This window comes from Lysobacter sp. CA196 (assembly GCF_052078695.1).
GTDB lineage: Bacteria > Pseudomonadota > Gammaproteobacteria > Xanthomonadales > Xanthomonadaceae > Lysobacter.
Map to the genome: position 1 here is coordinate 11073 of NZ_JBQJIN010000010.1, position 21289 is coordinate 32361.

Genomic DNA, 21289 nt, shown 5'->3' on the forward strand with positions numbered 1-21289 from the left:
TTCGATAAGCGCCGTTCGACAAACGCCGTTCGCACGGCATAGCGCGATCGGCTGCGGATTTCGCTATCGCGCAGTGCTCTCGCTGCGCTTATCTCATGGCCGTGCGCGGCCGCTGCCTACGATGACGCGATCGAAGCGGCGCATGGACACCCTGTTCGCTCACAACACCGTGCACGAGAAGCTCAGGGTTACCGCAGTGCCCAAGGGCATGGTGCCGAGGCTCACCCCGGCGCTCAGATCGCTCATCAGGATCGGGTTCGGCGCACCCGGGCAAGCGCCGACGGTCGCACTGCTGCAACTCACTACGTTGCCGCTCGGGCAATTCAGTCCGGTACCGGGCGTATCGCGCACCACCGCGCCGGTCACCGACACCGGTCCGTTGTTGATCACCCGCACGCTGTATTGCGTGGTCGCGCCGCGCACCACGGTGTCGTTGGCCTGATCGCTGTCGCCGGCCAGCGGTGTATTGGTCTTGGTGATGGCCAGGTCGGCGACCTGGGCGACATTGGTGAAGGTACAGACGATGGCACTGCCCGACGCCGTCGCCGCTGCATTCAAGCTCACGCTGCGGTTGGCCAGATCGTTGCTCGCGGCTCCGCCGGCACCCAGCCCCGTGCAGGAAATACTGCCGAGCAGATAGCCGGCCGGTAACGGCGCTTCGGCGACCGTGGTCGCGGTGCTCGCGACGGTCAGCACCTGCACCGGCCCGGCCACGCCGGTGCCCGCGGTGACGGTGGTGATGTCGTGATTGGCGATGCCGTTCGTGCCGCTGAACGAAAACGTGCCGACACCGTTCTGGGTGACCTTCACGACCTGCACGGTCGGTAGCCGCGCATTGGTCGCGGTGCAGTTGATCTCGCTGAGGTTCGCGTTGGCGCTGTTCGGCGTGGTCGGCGGCCCGACCGGCGCACTGACCAGGCTGAAGAAGGTTCGGGTGGTGCCGGCAGCGCCGAGCGTCACCGCAGCGCCTGAGCGGTCGGTACAGGCGATGCTCGAGGTGTAATTGCTCAGGCTGGTGCCGGTGCCGGCGGTTTCGCTGACGGTGATGAGCGTGCCGAGCGGCACCGGCACCCAATCGGTGGTGCCGCCGTTGCCGACATTCGCGACGGTGCCGCTATTGGTCTGCACCGCGGTCGCCGAGGCCGGCGCCACCGACAGATTGAACAGCCCCGGGTCGGAAGTAGGAACCAACGCTTTGGTCAGACGCACGCGCGGCAACAGAGTGATCGGGTAGTCCTCGACTTCGCCGCTGTCGGCCGAAGCGGTCGGAACCTGCACCTCCGCGGTGGTATAGCCCAGGCGCAGGCGCGCATAGCTTTCGCCAGCGACATAGGTCGCGCCGGTGGGAATGGTCCAGGCCAGCGCCAGAACGCCGCTGCCGCTCGGCGTCGCGCAGGCGCGCTCGGCCGTTTCGAAGGCACCGTTGCGATTGAAGTCGATCCAGCCGCACAACTGCGGCGACGCACCGGGCACGGTTTGGAAACCCGAAATCGGTACCGACAACGTATAGCTGCCGACACCGACCGCGGGTAAGGACGCAAACGCGTTGTCGCTGTCGCCGCCGGCATTCGCGCTGGTCAAGGGATTGGACGCATCCAGCAAGGCCGACGTCGTATGCACGGTATTCACCGCATCGGCCTCGGCGGCATGCGCGCCTGCCGCCGGTGTCGTGGTCGAACCGAGAAACAAGCCACCGACCGCATGTTGCGCAGCGCCGTAACTGCTCGGCGCATCGCTGACGTCCTCGTCGAGCGTGATCGACAGCCCATAGCCGTCGGGAGTCAGATTATTGCTGCCGCCGCCACCGACCTGGTTCATGCGGTTGGCGACGAAGAAGGTGATGACCCGGTAGCTGCCGTTGACCTGGAAGCTGCCGCAACCACTGGTCGCGCTCGTGCAATCGACGTTGCCGGCGTTGAAGCCGCCGCGCACGCGCGGCATGCCCGCACCGGGCACGCCGACCGGCGCGTTGGCGACGATGAGGCGGGTGCCGGCCCCGGCACCGAGCGCGGTCAGGGTCGCTCCTGGCGTTACCGCGGTATCGATGGTCCAAGCCGTGGTGTTGCGTGAGTTACCGGTGGCGGCCGCCCATTCGCTGACATGGAAGCGCGGGTTGGTCACCGGACGACTGAAGGTAAAAGTGAGCGTGCCCGCTGCCTGTTCGCCGCCGACCGCGACGACCGCCGAACCGGGCGTCAACAATCGATAAGTAACCTGGGCGATATTGATCGGCGGATCGAAGTAACTGTTGGTCGTAGCGACTTGCCCGCCGGTGCCGTTGAAGGTGGTCGGCCCGGTGCCGGCCGCGGTCAGGTTGACCGTGACGCCGGAAGGGAAGCTCGTATTGCTGCCGAAGCCGGTCGGCACGCCGTTGCTTTCCGCGGCGAGCACTGCTGTCGCCGAAACGCCCCACAGCAAGGCGCAAGCCAACAAGGCGACGACCTGGCGCATCCGACAGCGGCCGCGGGCGGCCGAGGATTCGCAGGGCCGAATCAATGCAGATCGTTCGTCCGTCGTCGTGTTCATGATCCACCTCGTTGCAACCGCATTCGCGTTGCGCGGATTCGGGATGCGACCTTCGGTGTTGCGGACGACGTCGCACGCCAATACTCGGCAGCGCTACGGTCTGGCGACCGGCGATTCGGGCAGTCGACGCCCGCAGTCGATCCCCGCGCGGTCGTTCACGGCCGCGTAGGCCTTACGCCAGGTTCATCCCCGAACGATGTCTCCCCTGCCCCGTGGAAGCGCCTGCTCCGGCCGTTGTCCATTTCCACATATATGTGAGTTACGTCACAAATACCGTGCCAAGAGCGAACCCAAACCAATACGGGGCCGATGGCTTGGCCGGGGGTTAGCGCGTTTGACGTGCAGGGCAGATCACTGACGTAAAGCGTCAGATATATGCATTCAGCTTGGGCAGCGAAACGGCAGGAATGGGGCGGGTCGCCCGCCCGGGGTCATCGAGAATCGAAGCCTTCGAACCCGCCGGTCGGCAGGTGGACGAACGCCGAGGCCGACAACCCGCCAGCGACGGCGACACGGCCTTGGGCCGCGGATCCTATTGCGCAGTTCCGCGCTATGCGGCGATGAGCAAACGCGCTTACGGCACCGTGCACGAGAAGCTGAGCGTCGCCACCGCACCGACCGGCAAGGTGCCCAAGGCCACGCCGGCCGTCAGATCGCTCATCAGGATCGGACTCGGAGCGGCCGGGCACGCGCCTGCGGTGGCACTGCTGCAGCTCACCACGTTGCCGGCCGGGCAGTTCAAGCCATTGACCGGCGTGTCCTGGACGATGGCACCCGTGACCGACACCGGCCCGTTGTTGGCGACGCGCAGGCTGTACAGGGTGGTCGCGCCGCGCACCACGGTGTCGTTGGCCTGGTCGCTGTCGCCGGCCAAGGGCGTGTTGGTCTTGGTGATGGCCAGGTCCGCGACCTGGGCGACGTTGGTGAAGGTGCAGACGATGACGCTGCCCGATGCGGTCGCCGCGGCATCGAGGGCCACGCTGCGGTTCGGCAGATCGACGCTGGCATTGCCGCCGGCGCCGAGTCCGCTGCAGGAAATGCCGCCGAGCAGATAGCCCGCTGGCAACGGCGCCTCGGTGACCGCGGTCGTGGTGCCCGCGGCGGTCAACAACTGCACCGGCCCGGCGGCGCCGGTGCCGGCGGTGACGGTGGTGATGTCGTGATTGGCGATGCCGTTGCTGCCGCTGAACGAAAACGTGCCGACACCGTTCTGGGTGAGCTTGACGACCTGCAACGTGGGCAAGCGCGCATTGGTCGCGGTACAGCTGACCTCGCTGAGGTTCGCGTTGGCGCTGTTCGGCGTGGTCGGCGGCCCGACCGGTGCGCTGATCAGGCTGAAAAAGGTGCGCGTAGTGCCGGCGGCGCCGAGCGTCACCGCGGCGCCGGAGCGGTCGGTACAGGCGATGCTCGAGGTGTAGTTGCTCAGGCTGGTGCCGGTGCCTGCAGTTTCGCTGACGGTGATGAGGGTGCCGAGCGGCACCGGCACCCAATCGGTGGTGCCGCCGTTGCCGACATTCGCGACCGTGCCACTGTTGGTCTGCACCGCGGTCGCCGACGCCGGCGCCACCGACAGATTGAACAGGCCCGGGTCGGAGGTCGGCACCAAGGCCTTGGTCAGGCGCACCCGCGGCAACAGCGTGATCGGGTAGTCCTCGACCTCGCCGCTGTCGGACAGGCCGGTCGCGCTCTGCACTTGCGCCGTCGTGTAACCCAGGCGCAGGCGCGCATAGCTTTCGCCGGCGACATAGGTCGCGCCGGTGGGGATCGTCCAGTTCAAGGCCACGTTGCCGTTGCCGGTCACCGCCGCGCAGGCGCGCTCGCCGGTTTCGAACGTGCCGTTGCGGTTGAAGTCGATCCAGCCGCACAACTGCGGCGTCGCGCCGGCGACGGTCTGGAAGCCGGCCACCGGCACCGACAAGCTGTAAGTACCGACGCCGATGATCGGCAAGGACGCGAAGGCATTGTCGGTATCGCCGGCGGCGTTGGTGCTGGCGCGCGGGCTGGTCGCCGGTGCCGGCGTGATATAGGCCGTGCCGTTCGGAATCGTCAACGGCAGGGTCGGGTCGATCGTCAGGCTGGCGCCGAGGGTAAGGCCCGAATTGACGTGGCCGGCCATGCCGTAGCTGGTCGGCGCGTCGCTGAAGTCTTCGTCGACGGTGATCGTAACGGTGTAGCCATCCGCTCCCAGATCGCCGGGCGTGGCCGCAGTGGGGTTGCCGATGCCGATTCCGAGCGGGATGGAAGTGAACGTGCCGTTGAGTTGCGCAGTGCCGCAACCCGAGGTGGTCGCCGGGTCGCCGCAGGCGATCGTGGGCGCATTCGACGAGCCGCGCAAACGCGTATTGGCGAGCGTGGTGGTCAACAAACCGCCGATCACGGTCCAGGTCGAACCCGCGGGCGCGGTCATGAAGGTCGAGGCAAAACCAGCGCCGGCACCGGTGCCGCCGAGGCGGGCGAAATGGAAGCGCGGGTTCACCACCGGACGGCTGAAGCTATAGGTCAGCGTACCCATGGCCTGTTGCCCGCCCGCAGCCACGACGACCAAGGTGCCGGGGGTAAGGAAATTGAAGGTCTCGGAAACCAGGTCGATGCGCGGATCGTAGGCGGTGGGAGGATTGCCGCCGAAAGACAATCCGCCTGCGGTGATCGAGGTGGCCGACGTCCCGGGCACGCCGCCGCCGGTCGCGGCAGTCAGCACCAGTCCGGAGAGATAGGTCGTCTGGGTGCCCGTCGCTGCATCGACATCGGGGTTCTGTTCCGAAGCCAGCGCCGGTCCGGCCGCGGCGACGCCGACGATGGCAGCCGCCAATGCGGCTCGAAGGCAGGCGATGCGGTTCCCGGTATGCCGGAATCCCGGACTCGAGCTCGCCTGGCCCGGATTGCGCACGCGCAAACGGTTCCCCATCGCTCCCCCTTGTTCCCACCCCGTGCCCGACGGCTGTGCTCACTCGGCGAGCGGCCCCTAATGGAACATGAAGCACAATCAAGTGGAAGCTAAGCGCATGCAGGCTGCATGTCAAAGCGCAAGTCGGGGTTACCAGGCAGATTTGGCAGTCGGCTCAGGCATCGCCTGAACGGACTGAATGGGACGCCGCGGCGACCGCGGCCCGCAACGCCCTAGGCGCACCTAGCCCGGCCCTCGCTGAGCGAGCGGAGCGTGGCCGCGGGTTTCGGCACCCTGCCGCTCGTAACGTTCGCGCCCCTGCCGTTCTCGTGCACCGCACTGTGACTCTACGGCGGAAGCAACCCGCTGGATGTCCGATCGCGTGGCGGCTACGCGCGGCCGGCTCTCTCAGCCTCGGCGACGATGAGTCGCCGGCTATGGATTTCGCAGTCGCGCAGCGCGTTCGCTATGCGAATCTCACGGCCGGGCCAAGTCAGGCCCTGCCATCCGGTGCTCGCGCAGTCCCGTACATTGCCCGGCGGGCGAGCCCGCTACAGCACCGTGCACGAGAAACTGAACGTCGCGACTGCACCTACCGGCATAGCGCCCATGGCCACGCCCGTCGCCAGATCGCTGATGAGGATCGGACTCGGCGAAGTCGGACAGGCACCGGCGGTTGCACTGCTGCAGGTAACCACATTGCCAGCCGGGCAATTCAAACCGCTGCCCGGCGCGTCGCGCACGATGGCGCCGGTTACCGATACTGGGCCGTTGTTGGTGACGCGCAAGCTGTATTGCGTAGTGGCTCCGCGCACCAAGCTATCGTTGGCCTGATCGTTGTCGCCGGCCAGCGGCGTATTGGTCTTGGCGATGACGAGGTCGGCGACCTGGGCGATGTTGGTGTAGGTGCAGACGATGGCGCTGCCCGCAACGGTCGCGGCGGCATTCAATGTCACGCTGCGATTGGGCAGATCGTTGCTCGCCGTACCACCGGCACCGAGTCCGCTGCAGGAAATGCCGCCGAGCAGATAACCGGCCGGCAACGGCGCCTCGGTGACAGTGGTCGCGGTGCCTGCGGTGGTCAACACCTGGACCGGTCCGGCCACGCCGGTGCCTGCCGTGACGGTGGTGATGTCGTGATTGGCGATACCGTTCGTACCGCTGAACGAAAACGTGCCGACGCCGTTCTGGGTGACTTTCACGACCTGCACGGTCGGCAGCCGCGTATTGGTCGCGATGCAGCTGATTTCGCTGAGGCTGGCGTTGGCGCTGTTCGGCGTGGTCGGCGGCCCGACCGGCGCGCTGATCAGACTGAAGAAAGTGCGAGTGGTGCCGGCAGCGCCGAGCGTCACCGTGGCACCGGAGCGGTCGGTACAGGCGATGCTCGAGCTGTAATTGCTCAGGCTGGTGCCGGTGCCTGCAATTTCGCTGACGGTGATGAGCGTCGCGAGCGGCACCGGTACCCAGTCGGTGGTGCCGCCGTTACCGACATTGGCGACCGCACCGCTGTTGGTCTGCACCGCGGTCGCCGAGGCCGGCGCCACCGACAGATTGAACAAGCCCGGGTCGGAGGCAGGAGCCAACGTCTTGGTCAAACGCACGCGCGGCAGCAGGGTGATCGGGTAATCCTCGACTTCGCCGCTGTCGGCGGAAACGGTCGGAATTTGAACCTCGGTGGTGGTGTAGCCCAGGCGCAAGCGCGCATAGCTTTCGCCGGCGATATAGGTCGCGCCAGTCGGAATCGTCCAGCTCAAGGCCACGTTGCCGTTGCCGATCACCGCCGCGCAGGCGCGCTCGCCGGTTTCGAACGCACCGTTGCGGTTGAAGTCGATCCAGCCGCATAACTGCGGCGTCGCCCCGGGCACGGTCTGAAATCCTGAAACCGGTACCGACAGCGTATACGTGCCGACACCGACCGGCGGCAAGGACGCGAACGCATTGTCGCCGTCGCTGTTGGCCGTCGTGCTGGCTAGCGGATTCGAGGCATCGAGCGCCGCGGTCGTGTAGTGCACGGTATTGACTGTATCGGCTTCTCCCGGGTGCGCGCCGGCCGCTGGCGTCGATGCAGTACCCATGAATAATCCGCTGATCGCATGCTGGGCTGCGCCGTAACTGGCAGGCGCATCACTCACGTCGTCGTCGATGGTGATCGACAGGCCGTATCCATCCGGACCGAGAGTTTCTGTCGCCCCGGCGCCGATGGCATTCATCCGGTTGGCGACGAAAAAAGTGATGACCCGATAGGTCCCGTTGACTTGGAACGTGCCACAACCGGCGCTTGCGGAGGTCAGGCAATCTACTACTCCTCCTCCGCTGTTGAAATTCGAGCGTACCCGCGGCATACCCTGACCAGGCACACCGGTCGGCGCGGTACCCACAACCAAGCGAGTGCCTGCGCCCGGCCCCAGTGCGGTTAAAGTCGCGCCCGGGGTTACCGCCGTGTCGACAGTCCAGGCCGTGGTGCTCCTCCCGTTGTTACCAGCAGACCATTCGGTGACGTGAAAACGCGGATTGGTGACCGGGCGACTGAAGGTGAAGGTCAAGGTTCCCGCCTGTTGCTCGCTACCGACAGCGAGGACCGCCGAGCCGGGCGTAATCAATCGATAGGTGAGCTGGGCGATGTTGATCGGCGGATCGAAGTAGCTGTTGGTCGTCGCCGAGTGCCCACCGGTGCCACTGTAAGTGGTCGGCCCGGTGCCGCCCGCGGTCACGTTGACCGTGACCCCGGAAGGAAACGGCGTATTGCTGCCGAACCCGGTCGGCACGCCATTGCTTTCCGCGGCGAACACTCCGGTTGCGGAGCCGCCCCACAGCGAAAAGCAAACCAACAGTGCGACGACATGACGCATCGACTTGCTGCGGGCGATCGAGCTTTGTGCCGTTGTCGTGTTCATCATCCACCTAGTTGTGATCGCGTGCGAAGTACCCGAACCGACATCGGAAACGGTCATTCAGTGTTTCGACGAGGCCGTCCGCCCCGTACTCGGGCTGTCCATGCCCGCGCCAGTGCACGCAGCCGGTCATGGCTGCGTAAAACCTTCACCACGCCAGGGCCATCGTGACGATATCTCCCCAACCCCGGGGCAACCGGCCTCTTCTTGGCCGACCCCATATTATGCGAACACCGTCACAAATATCGTGCCAGGGGCGAACCTCAGTCAATACGTCCTATTTGGCCTGGCCGGGACCCACATCTTTGACGTGCAGGGCAGATCACTGACGCACAGCGTCAGATGTGGGTAATCGGCTGGAGACATCGAACGACGGACATCGGTATGAGCCATTCCGCGCGGGGTCATCGAAACTCAAGGCCGCATGGCAAGCAGGCGCCCGGTGAATGGAAGACCTTGGCGCCTTCACACTTCCAACGTCATCCCCGGCCGCGCCAGCTGCACCTCGACCCCGAAACGCTCGCCGATCTCGCCGGCCAGCGCTTCGCGCGCCTTGTCTTCGCCGTGGACCAAGGCCAACGCCGGATGGCCGGCGATCTGGCCGTACCACTCGATCAGGCCTTTCTGGTCGGTGTGCGCCGACAGCCCGCCGATGGTGTGGCGCTGGGCGTTGGCGCGGACGTCCTTGCCGTGGATGCGCACCCATTGCGCGCCGTCGACCAGGCGCCGGCCGATCGTGCCTTCGGCCTGGTAGCCGACGAATACGACATGGGTCTGCGGCTTGCCGAGGTTGTGCTTGAAGTGATGCAGGATGCGCCCGGCATTGGCCATGCCGGAACCGGCGATGACGATGGCGCCGCGTTCGATGCGGTTGATCGCCATCGACTCCTCGGCGCTCGCGGTCAGGCGCAGGTTCGGCAACTGGAACGGGTTGGGTTTTTCCTTCCACACCCGCAGCGCGTCTTCGTCGAACAATTCGGCGTGGCGGTCGTAGACCGCGACCACCTTGGCCGCCATCGGGCTGTCGAGAAAGATCTGCCAGCGCGACAGGTTCCACTCGTCCCAGTACTTGGCGAACCAGTACAACAGCTCCTGGCTGCGGCCGACCGCGAACGCGGGGATCAATACATTGCCGCCGTCGTTCCAGGCCCGTTCGAGGATGCGGCCGAGTTCGAGGATGGTTTCGGCGCGGTCCTTGTGCAGGCGGTCGCCGTAAGTCGATTCCATCAGCACCAGGTCGGCCTGCGCGATCGGCGCGGGGTCGCGCAGGATCGGCGTGCCCTTCGGCCCGATATCGCCGGAAAACACCAAGGTGCGTCCTTCGGCGCGCAACTCGACCACCGACGAACCGAGGATATGGCCGGCCTCGCGGAACTCGATTTCGACGCCCGGCAGGATGCTGCGGCGACTGTCGTAGGGCAACGGCTCGACGCGTTGCATGGTCGCCTCGACGTCTTCGCGCGTGTACAGCGGCAAGGCCTCGGCTTGGCCCTGCGCGCGCCGGCGGTTGCTGCGCTCGGCTTCGCTCTCGGCGATCGACGCCGAGTCCAGCAGCATGATCCGCATCAACTCGGCGGTCGCGGCCTGGGCGTAGATCGGCCCGCGGAAACCGCGCCGCACCAGCAAGGGCACGCGGCCGATGTGATCGATGTGGGCGTGGCTGATCACCAGCGCGTCGAGCGCGGCGACCTCGAACGCGAAGGGATCGAAGTTGCGCCGTTCCGCTTCGGGGCTGCCCTGGATCATGCCGCAGTCGAGCAAGATGCGATGGCCGCCGGCCTCGACCTCGTGCAGGGAACCGGTGACTTCGCCGGCCGCGCCGTGGAAATGGACTCGCATGCAATGAACTCCGCCGGTGCGCCGGTCTCGATCGACAAAGCCGCACGCTAGCACGGCCCCCGCGAAGGTCTGCGCCCACGCCTGCGGGCGAGTCCGGCGCGCCGCCGGGCGGCCGTGCCTCGACGCGGCAAGCCGCTGCGGCGCGAACCGCTGAACTCGGCGCAGCGGCTGCGCACACCGGGCAAAACTGAACGGATTCGCGCCACCCCACATGACCTTCGACACCTTTCCCGGCCCCGGAACGGGACTATCGTCCGCCCGTGATCCGGGAAAGACCGAGCCGAGCCGCTCCGAAATCCGCCACACTCCCGATTCGTATTTCGCCAACGCCTCTCCGGCTGGAGTCCGCTGTGACCTTCAAAAAACCGCAAGTCCTGCTGTTGTCCCTCGCCATCGCCACGGTCGTGGCCGCCTGCGGCAAGCAGGAAACCCCTGCCCCGACCGCGCCGGCCGCCGCCGACAAGCCGGCCGAAACCAGCGCGCTGACGCTCGACGAGAGCAAGCTGCCGCCGGTCAACCGTTTCGTCGTCGCCGACCTGGACACCGCCAAGGACGCCTGCACCGACTTCGGCGGATACGTCAACGGCAAGTGGCTCGCCGCCAACGCCATCCCGGGCGACCGCACCTCGTGGGGCGCGTTCGAAATGCTCGATGAGCGTTCCACCGCGGTGCAGCGCCAGATCGCCGAACAGGCGGCGGCCGACAGCAAGGCCAGCGGCGTGGAGAAGATCGTCGGCGACCTGTGGTCGACCGGCATGGACGCGGCCAAGATCAACGCCCAGGGCCTGGAACCGCTGAAGGGCGACCTGGCCAAGATCGACACGCTCGACAGCGCCGAGAAGATCTCCGACTACCTGCGCACGTCCGCCGCCACCGGCGACAACCCGCTGTTCGGCTTCGGCGCCGAAGCCGACTTCAAGGATTCGGCCAACAACATCGCCTACGCCTCGCAGGGCGGCCTGGGCCTGCCGGACACGCCGTACTACTCCGACGCCAAGCACAAGGACAAGCTCGCCGCGTACGAGGCCCACATCGCCAAGGTGCTCGAACTCGGCGGCACCCCGGCGGCCGACGCCGCCAAGCAGGCCAAGGACGTGATCTCGTTCGAGACCCGCCTGGCCAAGGCCTCGAAGTCGCGCGAAGACCTGTCGCGCGACGTCTCGCTGTACTACAACCCGGTCAGCCCGGCCGACGCCGACAAGCTGACCCCGAATTTCTCCTGGACCAAGTTCTTCGAATCGCAGGGCGTGGCCCTGCCGAAGATGTTCTCGCTCGCCGTGCCGGCCTTCCACCAGGAAGTCAGCAAGATGATCGGCGAAGTCCCGGCCGAGCAGTGGAAGGCCTACCTGCGCTTCCACGCCATCGACGGCGCCTCGCCGTATCTGTCGGACGCTTTCGTCGAAGAGAACTTCAACTTCTACAGCAAGACCCTGCGCGGCCAGAAGGAACTGAAGGAACGCGGCAAGCGCGTGCTCGACACCATCGAAGGCCAGGCCGGCGAAGCGCTGGGCCAGATGTACGTCAAGGTCGCCTTCACTCCGGAATCCAAGGAGCGCATGCAGACCCTGGTCAAGAACCTCAGCGAGGCCCTCAAGGTTCGCATCGAAAACCTGACCTGGATGAGCGCCGACACCAAGAAGAAGGCGATCGAGAAGTGGGCCAGCTTCACGCCCAAGATCGGTTACCCGGACAAGTGGCGCGACTGGAACGGCCTGGCCACCAGCCGCGACAGCTACTACGCCAACATCAAGGCGGCCAACGAGTTCAACTACAAGTGGAACCTGGGCAAGGTCGGCAAGCCGGTCGACAAGACCGAATGGGGCATGCCGCCGCAGATGGTCAATGCCTACTACAACCCGTTGCAGAACGAGATCGTGTTCCCGGCCGCGATCCTGCAGCCGCCGTTCTTCGATCCGAAGGCCGACGACGCCACCAACTACGGCGGCATCGGCGCGGTGATCGGCCACGAGATGACCCACGGCTACGACGACCAGGGTTCGCGTTTCGGGCCGACCGGCAACATGGAAGTGTGGTGGGCGCCGAGCGACGCCAAGGCGTTCTCCGGCCTCACCGACAAGCTGATCCAGCAGTTCAACGGCTATGAAGCCGCACCCGGCCAGCACGTCAACGGCAAGCACACGCTCGGCGAGAACATCGCCGACCTCGGTGGCCTCGCCACCGCCTACGACGCGATGAAGAAGGCCGCCGGCGACACCCCGGACCCGAAGACCGACGGTTTCACCCGCGACCAGCGCTTCTTCCTCAACTGGGGCACCGTGTGGCGCCGCAACTTCACCGCCGAGGAAATGAAGGTGCGTCTGCAGACCGACGAGCACGCCCTGGCCAACTTCCGCGCGATCGGTGCGCCGTCGAACCTGCCGGCCTTCGCCGCGGCGTTCTCGTGCAAGCCGGGCCAGCCGATGGTCCGCGAGGGCGACAAGCAGGTCGTGATCTGGTGATCCATCGCGGCGCGGCCCCCGGGCCGCGCCGCAGCCAAGCAGTGGAACGAAAGGCCCGGGTTTCCCGGGCCTTTTCTATTCCCGCTGCGCCCTCATCCGGCCTGCGGCCACCTTCTCCCGCCAGCGGGAGAAGGAACAACAAGAGCTCGCTTTTACGCGCCCTCTCCCGCTTGCGGGGTGAGCGAACGCCGCTTGCGAGCCACTGGCTCGCGCGTTCGCGAACGCCCGAACGCCATGCGTTCGGGCCGGGGCCCTGGTTGGGCTGAGAGCCTGGCGAATCTGTCCCCTCCCCGTCCCCCAACCGCCAAACCCGTTCATCGCCGCCCCCGGGGCTGTTGTTAAACTCCCGCATCCCCAGGATGGAATACGCGATGTCGACCCTACGCCCGCTTGCCTGCGCCCTCGCCCTCAGCCTGATCGCCGGTCTGGCCTCGCCGAACGCCGATGCCGCCAAGAAGAAGGCGGCCGCCAAGCCGAAGGCGCCCGCCGCCGCATCGGCCTGCAGCGACTTCTACGCCAGCGCCAACGCCGACTGGCTGCGCAGCAATCCCTTGTCCGGCGCCGGTTCGGTGTCCTCGCTCGAAACCCTTGCCGCCAATGCGCGCAAGCAGCAGTTGGAACTGCTCAACAGCGCGATGACCGCGCCGCAGGGCAACGTGCAGAAGCTGCTCGGCGACTTCTGGGCCAGCGGCCTGGACGAGGCCGCGGTCGAACGCGACGGCTCGCAGCCGATCGCTCCGCTGCTGGGCCGCATCAACGCGATCAAGAAGGCCAAGGAAATCCCGGCCTCGATCGCCGCGCTGCACCAGGTCGGCATCCCGGTCGCCTTCAACTTCGGCGCCGACATCGACCTGCAGGACCTGGAACGCCACATCGGCTATTTCAGCCAGGGCGGCCTCGGCCTGCCCGACCCGGCCTATTACACGCGTAGCGACGCCGATACCCGCCAGCTGCTCGGCCACTACAACAACTACGTGCAGAAGATCCTGACCCTGACCGGCACGTCCAAGGACAAGCTGGCGGCCGAGTCGCTGTTCGTGATCGATCTGGAAACCCGCATCGCCCGCGCCTCCAAGTCGCTGCCGGACCTGCGCGACCCGCGCGCCAACTACGCCCCGGTCGCGGTCGCGACCCTGGCCAAGCAGTACAAGAACCTGCAGCTGGATGCCTTCCTCAAGGCCCAGGGCGTCACCGACGACAGCGTCTCGCTGGCCAACCCGCAGTTGTTCGCCGAACTCGACAAGCTGCTCGGCAGCCTCAAGCCCGACCAGTGGAAGACCTATCTGCGCTGGCGCGTCGGCGATTCGATGGCGCCGTACCTGGCCAAGCCGTTCCGCGACGCCGAGTTCGAATTCCGCGGCCGCGTGCTGCGCGGCCAGGCCGCACCGGCGCCGCGCCAGCAGGCCGTGCTCGACGCGATCACCCTCGCCGCCGGCCCGATGGTCGGCCACGAATACGCCGCGCGCTATCTGCCGGCCGCGACCGATGCGCGCGCCGAACAGATCGCCGCCCAGCTGCGCGACGCCGTGGGCAAGGCCATCGACGCCGACACCCGCTTCAGCGACGCGGTCAAGCAGGAAGCGCGCGCCAAGCTCGGCAAGCTCAAGATCGAAGTCGGCACGCCCAAGCGCGATCTCGACTACAGCGTGCAGCCGATGGGCCGCGGCAGCTTCGGCAGCAACATGCTGATCGCCTCGACCTGGCGCCACCGCGAGGAAATGAAGCGGATCGGCCGCGGCAACGCCGACCGTCGCTGGGACGTGCTGCCGCAGGAGCCGTCGCTGGCCTACGACATCGCCCAGAACCGTCTGATCGTGACCGCGGCGATGCTGCAGGCGCCGGTCCTCGACCTGAGCAAGCCCGAGGCCGCGCAGTACGGTTCCTACGGCGCCCTGGTCGGCGCCGAGCTGACCCACGGCTTCGACAGCCGCGGCCGCTACGTCAACGCCAAGCAGGAAGTGCGCGACTGGTGGACCCCGGCCGAAGTCTCGGCCTGGGACTCGCTGGCCAGCCGCGTCGCCACGCAGTACAGCGCCGAGCCCTATCCGGGCCTCAGCGGGGTCAAGGTCAACGGCAACCAGGTCCGCGAAGTCGCCATCGCCGACCAGGCCGGCGTCGAACTGGCGTGGTCGGCGTTCCGCGCCGCCTCGCCGGCGGCGACCAAGGACGCCAACCAGGCCTTCTTCCGCGCCTGGGCCGGCCTGTGGGCGCAGCAGTTGAGCCCGGAAGTCGCCGCGCAGCGTTCGGCCGCCGGCATCCACGCCCCGGGCCAGTGGCGTACCAACGTGCCGCTGTCGAACCTGGCCGCGTTCGGCGAGACCTTCGGCTGCAAGGCCGGCACTGCGATGCAGCGCAAGCCCGATCAGCAGATCAAGGTGTTTCCCTGATTCAAGCGGGCTGATCAACGCAAGTCGATCGCAGCGAGCTGATCGCAGCGACGCATAGCGATAACGAAAAGCCCGGCGCAAGCCGGGCTTTTTCGTTGCCTGCCTCCACCGCGCAAGCTCAGAGCAAGGACAGTGCGTGCACCTGCGTGCGCTGGGTGTCGATGTCCAAGACCCGGCCCTGGTCGTCGTACAGCAGCAAGCGACCGTCCTGTTCGCGCATCGACACCGCCGCGCCGTAGGGCCAATCGATCGCCGCGAGCGAGGCCGCGTCGTTGAAGCGGACCAGGTGGAAGCGCATCGCCTCTTCGCCGTACAAACCGACCAGAAAGCCGTTGGCGAGCGACTTGATGCTGCAGTCGCGCAGCTTGCCCAGCCCGTGCGCCGGCAAGCGCAGGCTGCGCCGATGGTTCGCCCACGAATACGCCAACAACATGCCGTCCTCGTCGGCCGAAACGTCCAGCAATTGCGCGCCGGTGATCGGGTGCAGACGCAGGCGTTGTTCGAGGCTCTCGGGCACCGCATCGCGCGAGCGCAACGCACGCCGCGGTAGCCGGTAATGCCAGCAACTCGCGCCGCGCACGTCCTGGATCAGGAACAACTCGTCGGCGGCGAAATACTCCGCCGCGATCACCCGGCTGTTGGGCTCGCTGACGCTCCACAACACGTCGAGCGAGGGCCGCGCCGCGTCGACCACCAGCAGGCGGTCGTTCGACACCAGCGACCAGGCGATGCCGTCGTAGCGATCGGCCGCGAACTGGATCGGCATCACCCCGAGGTCGACGATCTCGTGATGGGCGAGGTCGAGGCGGGCGATACGCGACACCGCCTCGCGCGGCGCGATCGCCAGCGCGACCTGCAGGCTGTCGGCGATCGCCAGTTTGTAGGCCGGCACCGCGTAACGGCGGATGCTGCGGCCGTGGCGATCGATCATCGCGACGCCGGCTTCGCCGAGCGCGGCGAGATAACGGCCCTCGCCGATGGCGACGATATCGTGCGCGGTGTGCAACCCGGCCGCAGGCGCCTGCCAGCGTTGCTCGTCCTGGCTCTCCCACAGTCTGCGCCCGGCCATCGCCGGCACGTCCCACGCCGGCAGATCGGCGCGCAGCCAGGGGTCGCCGGACAACTTCAGCAAGCGCTCCAATTGCGGGCGGTCGAGGGCGTTCGCGCAGGCGGCGCGGTCGGCCGCGAGCGCCGGCAACACACGGGTGGCCAGCATGCGCACGGCCTTGCCCTTGCCCTTGTCCTGGCTGGCGAGCAAGGCTTCGGCCATTGCCGCGCGCGGCAACGGCGGCGAGGCCGGGTCGGCCAGGGTCGCGATGCGTTCGGCGTAGTGTTCGATCGTGTCGGGCAGCAGGCTGGCGCGTTGCACCAGCGCGCGCGCCGACAATTCGTCGCCGGCCGCTTCGGCCGCGAGCAACCAGCGACCGGCCTGCTCGCGCAGCTCCGGGGCGGGCCAGACCGCGTCGACCGCGGCCAGCCATTGGCCCCGCTCGACCAGCGCCTGGCCCCACTCGCGACGCAGCCTGCCGGCGTGTTCGGGGTGGTCTTTTTCCAACATCGCGATGGCCGCGGCGAAGGCATTGTCGCGGCGCGCGACCAGGATCGCGCGCGCGCTGTCGCCGGACAGCATCAGCAAGCGGATGATGGTTTCCGCCGGCATGTCCCAGCCCAGCGCGAGTTCGGCCGCCTGCGCATGGCGCTGGTGGCGGACCAGATAATCCAACGCTTCCTGACGTGCGTTGAGCAGCTCGGCGAGCACGAACACGGCTTCGTCGACCCGGCCCTGGCGGTCGAGTTTGTCGAAGGCCTGGCGATAGAGTTTGCGCAGATGCTCGCGCTCGTAATCGCCGAGACCGATGTCGGTCGCGGCCTGGCGCTCGCCGCCGAGGCTGAGGTCGCCGCGTCGGCCCGGCGTGCCGAAGGCCTGGCCCAGCGAGTCGCCGCGGCCGTCGATCGGCAAGGCATTGCGCAGCGCCTCGCCGAGATCGCCTTTTTCGAACTGCGCCATCATCCGGCGCAGGTAGGCGCCCTGGCGCATGCCGATCAGTTTCGAGGCGCGGCTCGCCATCGCGAAACGCACCAGGGCCTGTCGCCACGGTTGCGGCGCGCGCGGCGCCGCGCGTGCACGCAGGGTGCCGGCGGCGCCGTTGCGCGCTTGCGTGCCGCTGCGCGAGGGTGCCGGCTCGCCCGACAAACCCGGAAAACGCCGCAACAGCCAATCGGCCATGCCGTCGCGTCCGCCGGTGACGCGTTCGCGCAAGCTCGGCGGCACCTCGCCGACTGCACCGCCGCGCGCACGCCGCAGGAACTCGCCCTGCTCCTTGCTCGGCGGTGGAATGCGGTCGCTCAGCACTTCGCGCACGCGCTTGCCGGCGAGCCGGTCGTGGCGCGGCGCACGCAGGCTGAGGCGGCCGTCATAAGTGTCGTGCAGGGCGTAGTCGTCGATGTCGATGACCAACGAAGGGTCCAGCGCCTGCGCTTGAGCGAAATGCAGCGGCTGCAAGCGCCCGCCGACCACCAGTTGCACGTCGGCCGGCGCCAGCGCGGCGAGCTCGTCGGCGGTCAACGGCCCCGCGTACAGGCCGTGTGCGCCGATGCGGCACAAAGGCACGCCGGGCGCTTGCCTGCATTGCATCGGCCGCGCTTGCTCGAAGCAGAGCACGTCGCCGTCGTCGAAACGCCAGGCGCGGCAGCCCATCGTCCACGCGTGCAGAATGCGTTCGGCGCGCCGTTCCGGCGCCAGCCAGTCGGCGCCGAACCACAGCCCCGCCACCGGCTGCCAGCCGCGCCAGACCGGGTAGCGGACCGTCGCATCGGCCCCCTCGCCCGCCTTGTTATTCGTTTCAGCCATCGTCTCCCCCTGTGTAGACGAGCATCTTTCGCGCGCCGTCGCGCAGCACCACCAAACGGCCTTGCAGGTCGACCAAGGCGATCAGGTCGGCGTCGACGGCGACGCTGACCGTACTGATCGGACTCGGCGATTCGTACAGCACCGAGCGCTCTTGCGCACCGATGCGCAGCAGCGCCTTGCGGTCCGGACGCAAGGCGATCAAACCGATGTCGTCGCCGTCGGGCTGGCCCAGCCCGACCACTTTCCAGTCGGCCGGCAGGACGATTTCGTGCTCGGTAAACGGGCGCTCGGCGGTGCGCATGAAGACCCGCCAGATGCTGGAGCGTTCGCCGCCGTGCCCGCCGACGACCTGCTCGACGCAGCAGCCGCCCTGCCAGCTGTCGAGAGAACAGCGGCCGCTCAGGAAAGCGCTACGGGCTTGGCCTTGGAACGCAGCGCAATCCAGAGCCTCGGCGTGAAGACTCGAGTGCAGATGCAGGTGGCCATCATGGCAGCGCAAGTACACCACCTGCGCGACACTGGTCCGCGCGATCGCCAAGACTTGCTCGGCCACGACCTCGCACGCGCTCGGGCCGGACCTCTGCAACGTCCACGACAGCAGCTTGCGTTGACCGGAAAGCAGCAACAAACGCCGATGGCCGGAGCCCTGTTTCAACCAGACACAAGGCAACAGACGCGCCTTGCCGGTGGTGACATCGAGATCCCCGGGCGGCGGCAGCGGCATCCTGCTCATGCCATCGAGCTGCCAGCCTTCCAGCCATTCCTCTTGCGCAATCACTCCCGCGAAATGACGCTCATTGAGGGTCGCGGCGAGCAGCGACTTGCCTTTGCCCCAGCGCGCGGTCTTCGGCGCCTGCAAGCGCATCGCCTCGTTCGACGGCAAACGATAGACGTTGGCGGCGTTTTCGCCGGCGAGCGGCACGGCGAGGTAGCGGCCGCCGCAGGAGATCAACGGTGGCTGCTTCAGCGACAACTTGCCGCCGCCGTGTGCGCCGGTCGTCACCTCGGTCAGGCGCGACACCGCAACCCGCTCGAATTCGCCGCGCAGCAAGGCGCTCGAACGCTCCGGCGGCGGCAGCGACAGGCGCAGTTCGCGCCGTGCCTGACGCGAGGCGATGGTCACCGCGAGCTGCTGTTCGGCTGCGCGCGCGACATCGACCCGGTGTCCTAGGCCATAACCGGCTGCATGCGCACCGATCGACCAGCGCTCGCCCGGGCTCGGATCGGCGTCGTCGAGCGCACACCGCCATTCGCGTTCGTGTCGATCGCGTGCGTCCTGTGCATTGCCCTCGCCGCCCGGCACCAGGCTGCGCGCCTGCAACAATTGCTTGAGCCGTTCCGGCGCATCGGCCGGATGCAGTACCCCGGGCGCGCCGAGCACGCCCCAGGCGAAGCGCGCCTTCGCCGCCTGCGCGCGCTCGGCCAGCAAGATCCACATCGCCACGTGCACCAGGCGCGGCGCACCGAGTTGGCCCGGGCCGGTGTCGAACACAGCGGCGGTCAGCGCGTCGGCTTCGCGCGCGACCAGTTTCGGCGACAGGAACAGATGCTCGCCGCCGGCGGCGCGGCGGTCGAATTCTTCCGGCACCTCGTCGGCCAGCGCCCACTCGCTCAACAACAGGCGTTCGTAGTGGCCGCGCCGGCGCAGATCGTCGATGCCCTCGGGCTCGGCCACGCCGTGCTGGGCGCGCATCCGGAACGCGCCGAGCATCGGGTGCAGGCGCAGCAGCAGCTCGCCGAGCAGGTCGACGATGTCGGCATCGAACCAGTCCAGCCACGGCCGCCAGGGTTTCAGCGCCTCGGGTACGCGCATCGGCTCAGCTCCGCCAATGCGCGCGGATCTGCGCGATCAGCTCGTCGCTCGCCGGCAGCGCCCGATGCAGCGGCACGATCTGCATCGGCTCGGGCCACAGCAGCAAGGGCGATTGCCGATGCCGGCGCGCGACCGCGCGCAGCAGCAGGTCCAGCGGCAAGTCCGGGCGTTGCGTGGTCGGCAGCCACAATGCTGGCGCCTCCTGGCACGGCGCGATATAGGCCACGCCGTCGCTCCACGGCAGCGCATCGCCGGCTCCGGTGACGATGACGGCATCGGCGTTCGCGGTCAGCATCAGCGCCTCGCGCTTGCGCGCCTCGATGCGCGCGAGCGCGTCGAGCAAGCCCTGCGCCGCCGCGCCGATCCCGATCGCGCCTTGCGGCGCGGGCGGGTCGGCCTGTGCCCGCCAGCGCCACTTCATGTCGGCGCGGCGACCCGTTCGACCAGCCGCGCGCGTTCGGCGGCGAGCTCGGGCGGAATCGAATGCGGGTCGAAGTTGGCGTCGATCTCGCGCAACAAGGCTTCGGCGATGGTCGCCGAGCCCGGCGCGTCGGCCGCGGCGTGCAGGCAGCTGCGTGCGGCTTCGATCAGCCGCGCGGCGCGCGACACCGGCTGCAGCACCGCGTGTTCGACCGCGGCGCGCAGGGTCGGGTTGGCCGCCGCCGACAGCGAATCGCGCAAGGCGTCCTGGGCCGCGGCCTGGGCCTCGCGGGTCGGCATCACGTAGAACAGCGGCCACAGGTCGGCGGCGGTCGCGGTATCGCGGCCTGCAAGCACCGTCGCCGCGGCGATCAGGCGTTGGACCTTGACGATGCGTCGGTCCGACAGGCTCAGGCCGGCGCTGCGCAATCGGCGGATCGCATCGGCCAGCAAGCCGCGCGCCGGGCCCATGCTCACCTGCGGCACGCGCCGGCTCAGCAGGTCGATGTCGGCCAGCTCGGTGCGGTGCTCGACCGCGGCGCGCTCGGACTGCCAACCGCCTTCGAGCAGCGCTTCGAGTTGGTGGTCCGGCACCGGCTCGACGAACAGATGCAACAGGAAACGGTCGGCGAACGCCGCCAGCGACTCGTCGTCGGGCAGAGCGTTCGCGGCGCCCACGCAGACCCGCAGCGGGCAGTCGAGCTGGGTATGGCCACGACGGAAGCGGCGCTCGTTGAGCACGCCGAGCAAGGTGTTGAGGATCGCGGTCGAACCAAGGAAGACCTCGTCGAGGAAAGCGACTTCCGCCTCCGGCAACATGCCGGTGACGTCGGTCTCGACCACGCCCTCGCGCAGCCGGCGAAGATCGACCGGGCCGAACAACTCGGCCGGCTCGGTGAAGCGCCCGAGCAAGTATTCGAAGTAACGCCCGCCGAGCGCGGCGGCGACGCGCCGCACCACCGCGCTCTTGGCGGTGCCGGGCGGGCCGATGATCAGCAAATGTTCCTGGGCGACCGCGGCGAGCACGATCAGCTCGGCGAGTTGCTCGCGCTCGACCAGGCCGGTCGTGGCGGAATGGACGGCATCGCGGACGCGGGCCGCGGCCTGCTCTGCGGCGGAAGGTTCGGGCGAAAAAGTCATCGACGGACGGCCTGGATCCTTGGCGTCGCCACCGGCGGACGGCGCACTGGCGGCGCGCGGTCCTGCGGCGGCGGGCTTG

General features: G+C 67.9%; 10 protein-coding genes. 2 read left to right on the plus strand and 8 right to left on the minus strand.

Annotated features, from left to right (window positions below; genetic code table 11):
- Positions 1-159 precede the first annotated feature (159 nt).
- The 4 genes from ACTOWK_RS11150 to ACTOWK_RS11165 form a co-directional block, all read right to left on the minus strand.
- On the minus strand, positions 160-2526 hold the full coding sequence (locus tag ACTOWK_RS11150) for a prealbumin-like fold domain-containing protein (protein ID WP_441330243.1): 2367 nt from the start codon (positions 2524-2526) through the stop codon (positions 160-162).
- Positions 2527-3100: 574 nt separating this feature from the next.
- Positions 3101-5335: a prealbumin-like fold domain-containing protein gene (locus ACTOWK_RS11155; RefSeq protein ID WP_441330244.1), complete on the minus strand. Its 2235-nt coding sequence runs from the start codon at positions 5333-5335 to the stop codon at positions 3101-3103.
- Positions 5336-5961: 626 nt separating this feature from the next.
- Positions 5962-8361: a prealbumin-like fold domain-containing protein gene (locus ACTOWK_RS11160; protein ID WP_441330245.1), complete on the minus strand. Its 2400-nt coding sequence runs from the start codon at positions 8359-8361 to the stop codon at positions 5962-5964.
- A 405-nt stretch (positions 8362-8766) separates the two neighbouring features.
- Positions 8767-10140 (minus strand): MBL fold metallo-hydrolase, encoded by a 1374-nt coding sequence (locus tag ACTOWK_RS11165; protein WP_441330246.1) that lies wholly within the window; start codon positions 10138-10140, stop codon positions 8767-8769.
- Between the two features lie 350 nt (positions 10141-10490).
- Between ACTOWK_RS11165 and ACTOWK_RS11170 the strand changes: the two genes are divergently transcribed.
- Both ACTOWK_RS11170 and ACTOWK_RS11175 read left to right on the plus strand, forming a co-directional pair.
- Positions 10491-12599 (plus strand): M13 family metallopeptidase, encoded by a 2109-nt coding sequence (locus tag ACTOWK_RS11170; RefSeq protein ID WP_441330247.1) that lies wholly within the window; start codon positions 10491-10493, stop codon positions 12597-12599.
- A 371-nt stretch (positions 12600-12970) separates the two neighbouring features.
- A complete protein-coding gene (locus ACTOWK_RS11175; RefSeq protein WP_441330248.1) occupies positions 12971-14986 on the plus strand; it encodes a M13 family metallopeptidase in 2016 nt (671 codons plus the stop codon).
- A 118-nt stretch (positions 14987-15104) separates the two neighbouring features.
- Here the strand turns inward: ACTOWK_RS11175 and ACTOWK_RS11180 are convergent, their stop codons facing one another.
- Genes ACTOWK_RS11180 through ACTOWK_RS11195 form a run of 4 tightly spaced genes read right to left on the minus strand, consistent with a single transcriptional unit; the run spans position 15105 to position 21210 of the window.
- The gene (locus ACTOWK_RS11180) at positions 15105-17837 is read right to left on the minus strand and encodes a bpX6 domain-containing protein (protein ID WP_441330249.1); all 2733 of its coding nucleotides are present in this window, start codon (positions 17835-17837) and stop codon (positions 15105-15107) included.
- Positions 17830-19650 carry a hypothetical protein gene (locus ACTOWK_RS11185; RefSeq protein WP_441330250.1) on the minus strand — a complete coding sequence of 607 codons (1821 nt, stop codon included), beginning with the start codon at positions 19648-19650 and terminating at the stop codon, positions 17830-17832. Before ACTOWK_RS11185 ends, ACTOWK_RS11180 begins: the two co-directional genes overlap by 8 nt.
- A 4-nt stretch (positions 19651-19654) precedes the next feature.
- On the minus strand, positions 19655-20071 hold the full coding sequence (locus tag ACTOWK_RS11190) for a bpX5 domain-containing protein (protein ID WP_441330251.1): 417 nt from the start codon (positions 20069-20071) through the stop codon (positions 19655-19657).
- Complete coding sequence (locus ACTOWK_RS11195) at positions 20068-21210, minus strand: AAA family ATPase (protein WP_441330252.1); 1143 nt, start codon at positions 21208-21210, stop codon at positions 20068-20070. Before ACTOWK_RS11195 ends, ACTOWK_RS11190 begins: the two co-directional genes overlap by 4 nt.
- Between the last annotated feature and the right edge of the window lie 79 nt (positions 21211-21289).